This is a genomic window from Lysinibacillus odysseyi 34hs-1 = NBRC 100172 (assembly GCF_001591965.1).
Lineage (GTDB): Bacteria > Bacillota > Bacilli > Bacillales_A > Planococcaceae > Lysinibacillus_B > Lysinibacillus_B odysseyi.
The window spans coordinates 134380-145997 of the sequence record NZ_BCVX01000008.1 but is presented as its reverse complement, the minus strand read 5'-3'; the positions used below and the strand labels follow the sequence as shown (position 1 = coordinate 145997).

Below are 11618 nucleotides of genomic sequence, written 5' to 3'. Positions count from 1 at the left end.
GCTCCTTCCAGCTAATATGAAAACACCTCATTTAATGAATGCGCTTCTTGAATCCTCTCAAGCTCTATATTTTTTAAATATTCCTTCGTCCCTGTACCGCCTATGAAAAATTTAACGTGCGGAACTGTTTTAGCAAAGGCATCGAGAGTCAATAAACTTTTCCCCCCATCCGCCCAAGCCTCCCCGGTTGTAGCGCTCAATAGCACAATTGCTGGATTAGCAAGGCGAACGGTAGATTCAATAGCCGTTGGAGCAGGCGAAGGACCAAGCATCAGTGTGCGGTAGCCGCGCAACAAGCACTGTACGAGCAGAATCTGCAGCGGAATTTCATGACGTTCATTTGGCAGGCAGCTGCCCAATACAAGTGGTGCGTGGTCTGGTACATAAAAACGCCGGCGGACATTGGCTAAAAAGTCGCGAATCGTTTGGCTGCTGACCGCCTCCTGATATTCTCCCCATTCTTTATCACACCATAGCTGACCGATCCTTTGCAAAAAAGGAAGGATAATCTGCTGTATGGAAATATCTATCCCGAATTGGTGATGCGCCTGTTCAAGAAGATGAAGTATTTTCTTTTCATCCGCAAGCTTGCCGGCATCTTCTAAAGCATAAAGAAAGTAACCGAACCGGTCTACAGGAACGTCGATGATTTCCTCCTGTTCCTCAGGTTCCTGGACGGCGAGCATGGCTGCTTGCTTGATGCTATGCCCTGCCTCTGTCAAAACGACGATTTTCTGAAGTAAGGAGACTTCAGCCTGGTTATAAATACGATAGCCGTTTTCCAGGCGCTCCGGTGTAATGATTCCGTAGCGGTCTTCCCATTTACGGATGACCTGTTTGGATAGACCTGTCATATCAGCTACTTGTTGAATTGAGTATGTGAGCTTTTTGTTCATTCAATCACCTCTTTTTAAATCTGTTCTATAGGTGCTACTAACATTCAACAAAAAAAAGTGATGGTTGTCAAATGTTGCAAGAGTTAAGTATAATGTTTGTATAATGATATCTTTTGATTTAGCGCTGAAGGTCCGTTAATACCATATAATCAGTAAATTCCTTCGATAAAATTGGCTATTTTCAGTACAGTATATCTTTCTCTTACATTCTCTGTATAACGTTTGCTATCATGAAGAAGAAAAGGCTGCCGAGACATAAAAGTTTTTTCTTCTAACATGCCGGAGACAAAATATCTTCTAACTAAAGGAGATGTGAAACCGATGATGGAGAAATAATCATTAAAAAGAATATGCTGTACAGCAACAGACATTTTACGGATATCATCATGTGCTATAGCGAAGCCGATGATTTATTTACATGCGGGAGGAATATTGCTGGATTTAAATGGATAAATATTGGGGTATACTTTATTACTAATAGTAACTTCAGATGATTATTGACCTTCTTGGAAGGCATTTTCCAATCTCTTTTTAGAGATGGGCGGTATGCTTAATATGCCTTTCCTGCCGTGACAATGCCGCCGCTATATCTTTTTCTAAATATTACTAATTACGATTGGCTAACAAAATAAATCTACGTATTGGATCACAGCTAATCTATTTAAGAAAGGCTAAGAATAAAACTATTGTAGTAGAAAAGGGGAGCTTGCATGAAAAAACACCCGTTGGAAAGATGGGGAGAGATAGTAGGGGGCAAGAAGACGAGATGGGTCACCCTTGGCCTTTGGATTGCTCTGGCTGTTGTACTTGCAATGATTTTTCCGCAAGTAAATAGTGTAGATAACTATGGAGGCTCCGACCTGCCGGCTGAATTGATGTCCCAGCAGGCAGATGCGCTGTTAGAGGAACAGTTTCCCTCAGACTCAGGTATTCCATTGTTAATCGTTTGGTATAGGGAAGCCGGTTTAGAAATGAGTGACATTGAAGGGATACAGAAATTATATGCAGCACTTGGAGCAAATCCGCTGCCCGGGCAGGAGGCTCTTCCACCCTTTGATCAGATGCCCCCGCAGGCTTTAATGGGTTCTGTATCTGAGAATGGCGCTTCGATTGTGACACCTGTGTTTTTCAGTACAGAGGCGAATACAGATACGTTAAAGAGTAATTTAGCCGAGATTAAACGTATGACAGAAGAGCAAATGGAGGAAAATCCGTATGATACATCTTTACATGATGATGTATTGCACGCCCGTTTTTCAGGCCCTGTAGGGATTTCAGTTGATGCTACTGATTTATTTAAATCTGCTGACTTTCAGCTGATGGTGGCAACCGTCATTATTATCCTTGTCATTTTACTGTTAATTTACCGTTCACCCATTTTGGCGATTGTGCCGCTTGTAGTTGTCGGAATTGCTTTTATGGTGGTCAGCCCGCTTCTGGGATGGATGGCGGACTCCGGCTGGATTGATAAGGATGCACAGGCAATCTCCATTATGATTGTCCTTTTATTTGGGGCAGGTACAGACTACTGTCTATTTTTGATCACACGCTATCGGGATGTCCTGCTGGAGGAGGAAAATAAATTTCTGGCACTTGCACAGGCCATTCGCGAATCTGCCGGCGCTATCGTCATGAGCGGATTAACAGTGGTGATCGGTCTTGCAACACTGGCATTAGCAGATTATGGGGCGTTTCAGCGCTTTGCGGTTCCATTCAGCTTTGGTGTTTTGCTGACGGGTATTGCGGTCTTGACTCTCCTGCCTGCCGTTCTTGCAGTTTTGGGAAGAGCCGCATTTTGGCCATTTGTTCCCCGTACAGCCGATATGGCGAAGGCTTACGCTGCAGACAAGAAAAAGCCTTATAAGGAGCCTAAGCAAAACCACCGCTATATGCGGAAGCTTGGAAATTTTGTAACAAGCAACCCTTGGCTTGTCATTATTTTAACAGGTACTGTATTAATCGGTCTGGCGTACACTTCAACTCATATTAAATATAATTATGATTTATTGTCTTCTTTCCCGGAGGATATGCCTTCACGTGAAGGGTTTACTTTAATTGAAGAGAACTTTACACCAGGTGAACTGGCGCCAGTACAGGTGTTGATTGATACAGGAGGAAAGGATACAAATATTACGGAGGATCTGGCAGCATTGCCTTATGTTGATTTCGTAAGTGAAGTACGAACTGGTGAAACGAAACCAGATATCCAGCTGTATGAAGTAGATTTGAATAAAAATCCATATTCAAATGAAGCAATGGATGATGTGGAAAAGATGAAAGAAGATATGAAGGAAATTATGACAGGTGCTGGTCTGGCAGAAACGGGCTTCTGGCTTGGCGGCGAGACGAGTGCACAGCTTGATACAAAAGAAGTACAGTATCATGATGAAACACTGATTCAGCCGGTTATGATTGTAATTATCTTCCTTGTCCTGCTCGTATACTTGCGGGCCCTTATTACAGCTGTTCATCTCATGATTACAGTCATTGTGTCATTCTTTGCCGCATTAGGAGCGGGATGGCTCATTATTCATGGATTGCTCGGCCAGGAGGCAATGGCAAGCGCCATTCCATTGTATAGCTTTGTGTTTATTATTGCACTTGGTAATGACTATAATATCTTTATGATTTCTGATATTTGGAAAAACCGTAAACGTGACCACAGGCATACAGATGCAATCGCAGGAGGAGTTGCTTCAACAGGAGCAGTTATTACTTCTGCAGGGTTGATCTTAGCAGGGACATTTGCCGTGCTTGCAACACTTCCAATTCAATTGCTCGTACAATTTGGTATTGTGACAGCGGTAGGGATCCTTCTTGATACATTTATTGTACGGCCTTTGCTGGTGCCGGCATTAATTACGGTGTTCGGGAAGTTTTCTTACTGGCCAAGCAAGCTTTGGAGAAAAGAATGAGAGAGAACGTAAAAGGGCATCTTCTTTATTAGACAGAGCAAGATGCTGTATAGGAATAAAGATTTTAATAAGGGTCTACCCGCTTTTTAGGGGTAGGCTCTTTCATATTTTGGATAATGAATGAAGTTTTTTCTATTTGCTGCTATAATTTATTTGAAACTTATTACCTTTTTTAACCGTATATTTATTGTATAACTATAGGAGGAAAGCTAAATGTTTAAAAAAATTGCTTCTGATGCACTCGGTCTGTCTGATATCGGGGTAGTGGTACCACGCTCTGATTTTGATAAAACAGATGCCGATGATTTTATTTTTAATGAAATTGATGAGGAAATTTATTTCTTGATTAAGACAAAGGCAGATGAATATTGCTTTACAAATTATGGCCTTATTCATGTAGACGGAACAAGTGCGTTGAGTAAAAAACGCCTTCTTCGCCGCTATGACTATGAGCATTATACAATTGATAATGTCTTCCTTGAAACAGCGGGCACGATTGACCTGGATGTGGAAATTAAGTTTACAATCGGGAGTACAGCCCTTTCTATTGATATCCATAAAAAACATATTGATGAAATTAAAGACCTCTATAAAGCTCTTCATGCAATTTCCCTTGAACAGAAGTCAAATGCCTATAAATTGGATGCTGCAAAGCAAAGTTTGACTCTTGCTTCTACGGCGATAGGGCGGGGCAGTAATAGTGAATCTACACCAGCTGCTTCCTTTGAGCAAATCGTTGAGTTTTCGCATGATTGGCTTATTCAAAACAAAGAAGCTTTCATGAAAAAAGATTTCGGAGCTACATTTGAAAAATATATTAATAACTAATAGAGAGCACCAAGCATATCGCGAGGTGCCTTTTCTTTTCTGGTTCACTTTTTAAAAAGGATTTCTGCGCTTTTATATGCAGAAGCCGAGCGATAATAAGCTACTTATCATATACAGGAATGTAATAAAATGAAGGACATATAAGTTCATAGTTTTTGGCCGGATAGCTGTTTATTTATTAGTCATCTACATAATCGTAATGGGATAGGGGGTATCATGTATGGAAGAAAAGGTATTGTTGTTTCTTGATAATTTAAAAAAGATTCATTTGTTTTTTGGGAAAGGAGCCAGACAAATAGGCACCCGGATGGCGGCAAAGCTGGCGGTAAAAGGTATGAGCTTCTCTGCTAAGGATTATGAGGAAACTGTAAAGACGATTAAAGTGAATACTAAATGGTATCAAAAGATAAGGATGAATCAAAAGCTGCAGCATCTCTATTATGCTCAATTTGCCGGGCAGCCGCATAGGGTCGAACAGGCCCTCGCCCTACAGAAGCAGATGACGATTGGAGGAGAAGAATCTTATCGAGCAGCGATGTATATAAAAGAGCCAGAGCAGATTGATAAAATAAAGAAGATTTCCGCTTTTCTGAAGAAAAAAGCCGGGATGAAATGGTTCTCTTTACCACAGCCCTTGCTTGCTGTACTTGCAGCAAGATCTGAAGCAGCAGAGGAGCTGGCCGCAGCGTATGAGAATTACTACACTCGTTTGACAGACCTCGGGTGGTATAGCGGCAATCAGGGAAAGTGGGCAGCGCTTTTACTTGTTGTAGGAACAGGTAGTTTTGATCAAGCTGTATGGGAGTGTGTTGGTCGCTTTTCAAAGGCAATGGAGGACGAGGATAAGCTCGATCTGGACACCTATAGCGTAGTCTGTCTGCTTGCTATTGCTCAAGCGGAACTGAAAGCAATAGGTGAGCTGGATGCCATTTGTGAATTTATAGATGATAGGACTGATGATTTACCGATAGAAGGTGACCTGCTTTTGCTGGCAGCACAGCTTCACACATCTAGTGAGGTATATAGCGATCCGCCGCATATAGACGTATCAGATATGGATTATCTGGATCTCATAGACGCTGTTATTGATGGGACATTCGATGGTTCGGATGGAAGCGGAGACGGAGGAAGTGATGGTGGTGGAGACAGCGGGGGAGGAGATTAAAACAGTTTGTAAAGTTACATAGAACGTGGTCAGCAAAAATAAAAAGCCGGCGAATGTCCCGTTTTTTCTTTTACTTTTTCGATTATAAAATGGGGGGAGTAAATGGAGACATTGTTTGATGTAGTGTGGAACAGCAGATTGCAAGGGGAATTGCTGATGGCTTATACCTACTATTGGGAAGCCCATCAAAAAAGGCTGTTGCCAACATGCAACAGACGGGAGTTGCCGGTAATCGCTTTAACTGAAGGAGACAAGGCTGCTATTAGCCAATTGTTATATAACGATTTTTTACTTTGCAGGACATCGCGCTTTATGCTGTTTCCTTCAGTGATCAGGGGTACGCGCTTTATTTTGCCCGCTGCCTGGACCAGGTTGTACAGCTGCACGAATATATTTATCGGGCAGCAGGGAAGGGGATGGAACTAATTACCATTGCAGAGTAGACTGCCATGCTTGATCGGATGTTTTACGAAGAACATAAGAGGGAGGAAAACTGGAAGATTCCTGTTATGCCCTTCTATATCGGAGAACATCTTGATAAAAAAGGTAAGGGACATGCAGGGAAAGTGTTCTTTTATTCTCCTTCATTTTGTAAGGGTAAATAAAAAGGATATAATAAATGTAACCAATCGGACAGGGAGAATTGCTATGAATTTATTTATTGTTAGTGATATTCACGGAATGTACAAGCAGTTTGAGGAAATAATAAAGTACTGGGACAGGGAAAGCCTGCTTGTCATTTTAGGCGATATGATTGACCGCGGGGAGTATTCGTATGAGGTGGTACAGCGTATAATGGAGCTCCAGAAACAATACCCTGACAAGGTCGTTGTAATGAAGGGCAATCATGAAGATATGCTGATGTACTATGTAGATGGACATATGAAGGATCCGACACCATTTTTAGTGAACGGCGGATTAGAAATGCTGCGCTCGTTTATCAAGGATTTGGATGAAGAGGCAGTTGAGCAAAATGCTGTTATTCTTAAAACACAATTTGCAGCGGAAATAGAATTTTTGCGAAATGCCCGTCATTACTATCAATACGGCAGCCTTCTTATCACACATGCGGGTTTTGATTCCCTACTTGAAGACTGGCAGGAGACAAGTCCCCAAGACTTTTTATGGATTCGCAATCACTATAAGGAAGAAAATAAAACAGGACTTATCAATATTTTTGGCCATACGCCGGTACGAAATATGCATGAGATAGATGATATTTGGATCAGTCCCGGCGGCAAATACATTGGTATTGATGGCGGATGTGCATATGGAGGCCAGTTGAATGCGCTTTTCATCAGCGAGCAGGGTGAAATAATAGATATGTTTGTAGTTTGTTCGGATAGGAAGATGGAAAGTAAAGAATGATAAAATTCAAAAACAGTAAAAGGTGAACAACAAGATGAATTTTTACATCGTTATGCAAGGACGTACGTATGTAGAGGAGAAAACTAAGGGTGTTATTTGGTCTTTGATCAAGGATAAAAGCGGGCAAACCCCACACTTTTGGGAACGTATGAAAGAAGTAAAAGCAGGAGACGCCATTTTCCATTATGTAAAAGGAGAAATTATGGCGATAAGTATAGCCAAAGAAGATTGCTACGAAGGGAAAAATCCTTATCAAGAGAGGGACAGCACGGTAGGATTTACTGTTGAAACAGCATACGAGGAGCTGGAAAGACCACTTTCTATTAAAGAGAACCTAAAAGCAATCCAGCCATTGCTGCCAGTGAAATATTCAGCCTTTCAGGAAGATGGAGATGGGAACCAAGGCTATCTCTATCCATGCAATGAGCTATTGGCTCTTAAATTGCTTGAGTTAATAAGTGATCTGAATATTTATGAACAAGAATAAGAGCAGCTTGAGTTTGCAATCGGCACTATTGCGAGTAAAGAAAGAAATACATTGGCCCCGATACTCGCAGAGACTGAATCAGAGGCGAAAATGAAGCTGCGAAAAGGGAAGCAGAAATTCACACAAGGCTTGTTGCCCCTCTGGGATCATCAATGTGCTCTTTGTGAAATTAATTTACCGGAACTGCTAATGGCAACTCACTCGAAGCCTTGGAAAGACAGCACAGATGAGGAACGGCTCGATATTTATAATGGTTTATTGCTATGCTGTAACCACGAAATTTTATATGATCAGGGATATATTGCATTTGATGGCTCAGGCAAAATTCATATTGCCAGTGAAATAGATATTACTGAGTACGGAAAATATGGCATACATGCTAAAATGCGTGTTAATCGGAGAGAGGAAAATAAACCTTATTTTAAATGGCATAAACGGAATATTTTTAGAGGATAAAAGAGAGGGCTCCCGGTAGATTATCCGAAGCCATCTTTTTATTCTTCTACCAAGTAATGGTAAATACCGTATTGTACAGGCTGTTCTAGTACCATATTCATTGTGACGACAGAATAGGTCTTTCCTTTATCAAGCAACTTTTCATTTTGGGCAGAAAGCGGATCAACCCTTACTGGCCCTAGGTAATAAAAATTTAAACGTTCCATTAAATTTCCTACTTTCAATTTCCTTATTTTTCAGCGATGAGCTTTTCTACGGCAGGGATATCTGCGGGGGCAAACTCAAGCGACATTAATTGGTTGCGAGGCACCCATCGTGTCTCTGCATGTTCTAAAGCAGTAGGTTCTCCTTTTAAGATAACAGAAAGGTAAGTTTCAAGCCGTACAATTACTTTTTCGTATTCATAAGTAGTATCCTCTATTTTTCTCCCGACAGAAATTTCACAGTTGAATTCCTCCTTGATTTCACGGGCAAGTGCTTCTTGGGGAGTTTCATCTCCTTCAATTTTTCCACCCGGGAATTCCCAATAGTTAGGCAGCGTCATTTCTGAACTTCGTAGAGCACAAAAAATTTCTTTATTTTTATTTTCAATTATTGCACCCACTACATGTACTGTTTTTTTCATTTAAATCATCCATTCTACATATTTATATTTATCTTACTACATGTCTTCTATATTAGGATGTAAGGAGAAAAGGAAGTTTTCCAGTTATATGGGTTCATCCTAATCTTCCCGCATAATTTGTCAATATTAAGATACAACTTAAATGAAAATAAGTGTCATAAAGGGTAAAGGAGCAGCCCGACACTGAATTTAGATTAAATTGTATATGGATTTCTCTATCTACTGCGATAAAAGTGGTAAAATATAAACAGAAGCAAAGGTATTCACATTCTCTTTCCAGGGAAGAATAGGAATGAAAGATGTCTCCCGTATTATACAATTATTGTAACCTGATCAGCTATGTCAGTCACAGATGTTCTTTTTAGGGATGTAATTTGCGGATTTTATATAATAAGTAAATAGGATAAATAAAGAGCTGAGAAGACAAACATGTCTTATATGATGGTTCCCCAAAAGCAAAATAACACATCACTTCTATTAGTGAGGTGTCCGATTATGGGTAGTAATTGTATAATTTGCCTGGTTGATAGCCTGTTCGACAATTTGACTGAAGCGATTTGTGCTTGTATCGTCCCGGGCGAGCAGGGAGGTGATCAGACGCTGTTGAATGTAGAGCGTGTCATCATCAGAATGCTGCATATCCTGTTCGTCCATTAAATAATAGTGCCGGTTTTGGTTTTTGTTAAATATCTCGTTAGCAGTTTCTTTATTGTTGCGGATAAGTACAAAATCGATCCAACGCAGAAAGTGCAGTCCCAAATAATAGCTTAGAACAAATAGACGGTCCTCGTCGTTTTTCCAATCCTTTAAAAAAGCATGGAGTTCTTGTGAGATGTTTAGCTTCTCCATAAAAAAGAAATTATACTGGTGGGAGAAGTTTTTCTCTACTTTTGTAACGGTTACTTTCGGGTGACGGCGGAGAAGCTTCCAGCAGTTTAAAACAGTGGCAAGTGCATCTTCTTCGTTATGAATTTTAGTAGTAAGCGGGGGTAGCTGTGGGCTCCATCTCCGATAAAAACTCTCAAATTCCCCCAGTTCTTCCTCCGTTAACGAAACTAAACAATGCTGAACGGTTAACTTTATCATTCCTCTGATTACCCATCCCTTTATCGTAGTCTATTAGTGAATAATATATTAATCGAATAGTAAAAAAAATACAATAGAGAACGTAAATTCTTCCTAAAACAGGGAGGTAGGCGGGTGTTAATTAGAAGAAGGGGGAATCTAAATGAAAGGGATTATTAAAGTATTATTCATTGCATTAGCCGGTGCACTAGCCTTTAGCTTTCTGCATTTTCCGGTTCCGTGGTTACTCGGCTCCATTTTTACGGTACTCATTAGTCAATTTATCATACAGGGGGAGCTTTCATGGCCGCCGATTTTACGTAATATTGGCTTAATCATTGTAGGGGTAGCAATCGGCCAGCAATTTGATCTTTCTTTGTTCAATGGTATGGGAACTCTCCTGCTCTACATGGCAGCACTGAATATAGGACTGATAGCCTTTGCTGTCATCCTGGCAATCTGGACAGCCAAATGGACAGGCATGTCCTTAAAGACATCACTGACGGCCAGTATTCCGGGAGGGCTATCGCAATTCGTCCTGTTTGCAGAAGAGGAAAAAGATGTTGATCTGGCTGTTGTAACTTTTTTTCATATTATTCGTGTAGTAGCAGTCGTCCTTGTTATTCCCTTTATAGTATCAGGACATATTGTCACTAATGGAGGACAGCCTGTTGTATTTGACTTATGGCTTATTCCCGTCTTTATACTTGCTGCCTGCTCGGTATGGATTGGATTGAAAATAAAGCTGCCAGTTGCGCATTTTTTAACTCCTGTTTTGTTAGTTATCATTATACATATGTGCGGGGCGGAGGTACCGCATATTCCTGTATCATTACTTCATATAGCACAGTTGTTGATCGGTGCCTATATCGGGCTGCTTTTAAAACCCGATATGATTCGGCTTCCTAAAAAAGTTCTGATGGCAGGGCTGCTCAATACGGTTGCGCTTATCATTGTAACTTATGGAGGAAGCTTGATTGTCAAATGGCTTTTAGGTTATTCGTTTGCCACTAGTTTTTTAAGTACGGCTCCGGGAGGGCTGGACCAAATGGGACTCCTTGCGGCTGCAGTAGGAGCAGACATTTCCATAGTGACTGTATTCCAGCTATTCCGGCTGCTGTTTATCTTCCTTGTCGTACTCCCACTACTGAAAATGGCGGCACGAAAAATGATAAAATCCTAACCTGGAGAACACAAGCGGTAGGAAGTATATAGGCTGTATTTGGTTAGGTTGTTCTTCTTCGTTGGATATGGAAAGAGTGAAAGAGAAATGATTGACTTATACAAATAAAAGAAGCTTAGTATCAAGCCATTTATCCATATAAGAAACAGAGGCAGGACGTTGTATTCAAATCAGGTGAAAAACAGCTTGTTCTTTTGTTATAAGTTGTTGGATGTGCGGAATAATATGGGGAAAAAGAGGTGATCATGCATGGAATCCTATGGCATGGAGGAATGTGATGTGTGCTTCGATCTCGTTGACACGACAAACCGCCGGCATTATGAATTGGTAGATTCCTACAATGTGTGCTGCTTTATGTGCATTAGCTGTTATGAAAGAATGCTTGATATGACAGAGGAGCAGCTTGATCACTTTTTTCCGCCCCATATCCGTCGAAAAGTTGTAAACAAATATGAAGGGATTCCGTTTATTAAGTGGATCAGCCGTTTTAATTAACAGACGCCCGAAAATATAATGCGTAACTCCCTATTATGGCAGGGCTGAAGGCATATTGTGTGTAATGCTTTATGGCAAATAGCTGCTGAAAGATGAAGAGCTGTCTGGAAAGTTTCTACTTTCTAGACGGCTTTT

The 11618-nt window shown here is 40.8% G+C and carries 11 protein-coding genes and 1 pseudogene; 8 read left to right on the top strand and 4 right to left on the bottom strand.

The features are described 5' to 3' along the window. Positions 1-11: 11 nt before the first annotated feature. A complete protein-coding gene (locus tag BOD01S_RS14225; protein WP_036153356.1) occupies positions 12-896 on the bottom strand; it encodes a MerR family transcriptional regulator in 885 nt (294 codons plus the stop codon). A 710-nt stretch (positions 897-1606) separates the two neighbouring features. On the opposite strand from BOD01S_RS14225, the gene BOD01S_RS14220 reads away from it, so the two are divergent. From BOD01S_RS14220 to BOD01S_RS14195, 6 genes and pseudogenes are all read left to right on the top strand, one after another. Further along, a complete protein-coding gene (locus tag BOD01S_RS14220; protein ID WP_036153351.1) occupies positions 1607-3811 on the top strand; it encodes an MMPL family transporter in 2205 nt (734 codons plus the stop codon). A gap of 213 nt (positions 3812-4024) precedes the next feature. Further along, entirely contained in the window at positions 4025-4639 is a 615-nt protein-coding gene (locus BOD01S_RS14215) for a PH domain-containing protein (RefSeq protein ID WP_036153349.1), read from the top strand. A 220-nt stretch (positions 4640-4859) separates the two neighbouring features. Continuing rightward, positions 4860-5804, top strand: a complete 945-nt coding sequence (locus BOD01S_RS14210) for a DUF4003 family protein (protein ID WP_036153346.1) — start codon at positions 4860-4862, stop codon at positions 5802-5804. Between the two features lie 102 nt (positions 5805-5906). Then, on the top strand, positions 5907-6230 hold the full coding sequence (locus BOD01S_RS14205) for a hypothetical protein (protein WP_036153344.1): 324 nt from the start codon (positions 5907-5909) through the stop codon (positions 6228-6230). A gap of 222 nt (positions 6231-6452) precedes the next feature. Then, positions 6453-7172 carry a metallophosphoesterase family protein gene (locus tag BOD01S_RS14200; RefSeq protein ID WP_036153340.1) on the top strand — a complete coding sequence of 240 codons (720 nt, stop codon included), beginning with the start codon at positions 6453-6455 and terminating at the stop codon, positions 7170-7172. A 34-nt stretch (positions 7173-7206) separates the two neighbouring features. Further along, positions 7207-8115: pseudogene (locus BOD01S_RS14195) on the top strand (HNH endonuclease). Between the two features lie 38 nt (positions 8116-8153). Here BOD01S_RS14195 and BOD01S_RS22645 read toward each other — a convergent pair. The 3 genes from BOD01S_RS22645 to BOD01S_RS14185 all read right to left on the bottom strand — a co-directional run bounded on the left by BOD01S_RS22645 (position 8154) and on the right by BOD01S_RS14185 (position 9826). Next, positions 8154-8321 carry a DUF3427 domain-containing protein gene (locus BOD01S_RS22645; protein ID WP_081977910.1) on the bottom strand — a complete coding sequence of 56 codons (168 nt, stop codon included), beginning with the start codon at positions 8319-8321 and terminating at the stop codon, positions 8154-8156. Positions 8322-8344: 23 nt separating this feature from the next. Then, positions 8345-8740, bottom strand: coding sequence for a (deoxy)nucleoside triphosphate pyrophosphohydrolase (locus BOD01S_RS14190; RefSeq protein ID WP_036153337.1), 396 nt, complete (start codon positions 8738-8740; stop codon positions 8345-8347). A gap of 477 nt (positions 8741-9217) precedes the next feature. Continuing rightward, on the bottom strand, positions 9218-9826 hold the full coding sequence (locus tag BOD01S_RS14185; protein WP_036153334.1) for a hypothetical protein: 609 nt from the start codon (positions 9824-9826) through the stop codon (positions 9218-9220). A gap of 142 nt (positions 9827-9968) precedes the next feature. Between BOD01S_RS14185 and BOD01S_RS14180 the strand changes: the two genes are divergently transcribed. Both BOD01S_RS14180 and BOD01S_RS14175 read left to right on the top strand, forming a co-directional pair. Continuing rightward, a complete protein-coding gene (locus BOD01S_RS14180; RefSeq protein ID WP_233153147.1) occupies positions 9969-10988 on the top strand; it encodes an AbrB family transcriptional regulator in 1020 nt (339 codons plus the stop codon). Positions 10989-11252: 264 nt separating this feature from the next. Then, entirely contained in the window at positions 11253-11483 is a 231-nt protein-coding gene (locus tag BOD01S_RS14175) for a hypothetical protein (protein ID WP_169804324.1), read from the top strand. The last annotated feature ends 135 nt before the right edge of the window (positions 11484-11618 follow it).

Excerpts from the sequence above, each read along its gene's own strand:
- BOD01S_RS14205 (WP_036153344.1), top strand. The coding sequence starts at position 5,907 with ATGGAGACATTGTTTGATGTAGTGTGGAACAGCAGATTGCAAGGGGAA.
- BOD01S_RS14200 (WP_036153340.1), top strand. The coding sequence starts at position 6,453 with ATGAATTTATTTATTGTTAGTGATATTCACGGAATGTACAAGCAGTTT.
- BOD01S_RS14210 (WP_036153346.1), top strand. The coding sequence starts at position 4,860 with ATGGAAGAAAAGGTATTGTTGTTTCTTGATAATTTAAAAAAGATTCAT.
- BOD01S_RS14225 (WP_036153356.1), bottom strand. The coding sequence starts at position 896 with ATGAACAAAAAGCTCACATACTCAATTCAACAAGTAGCTGATATGACA.
- BOD01S_RS22645 (WP_081977910.1), bottom strand. The coding sequence starts at position 8,321 with ATGGAACGTTTAAATTTTTATTACCTAGGGCCAGTAAGGGTTGATCCG.
- BOD01S_RS14175 (WP_169804324.1), top strand. The coding sequence starts at position 11,253 with ATGGAGGAATGTGATGTGTGCTTCGATCTCGTTGACACGACAAACCGC.
- BOD01S_RS14190 (WP_036153337.1), bottom strand. The coding sequence starts at position 8,740 with ATGAAAAAAACAGTACATGTAGTGGGTGCAATAATTGAAAATAAAAAT.
- BOD01S_RS14185 (WP_036153334.1), bottom strand. The coding sequence starts at position 9,826 with ATGATAAAGTTAACCGTTCAGCATTGTTTAGTTTCGTTAACGGAGGAA.
- BOD01S_RS14180 (WP_233153147.1), top strand. The coding sequence starts at position 9,969 with ATGAAAGGGATTATTAAAGTATTATTCATTGCATTAGCCGGTGCACTA.
- BOD01S_RS14220 (WP_036153351.1), top strand. The coding sequence starts at position 1,607 with ATGAAAAAACACCCGTTGGAAAGATGGGGAGAGATAGTAGGGGGCAAG.
- BOD01S_RS14215 (WP_036153349.1), top strand. The coding sequence starts at position 4,025 with ATGTTTAAAAAAATTGCTTCTGATGCACTCGGTCTGTCTGATATCGGG.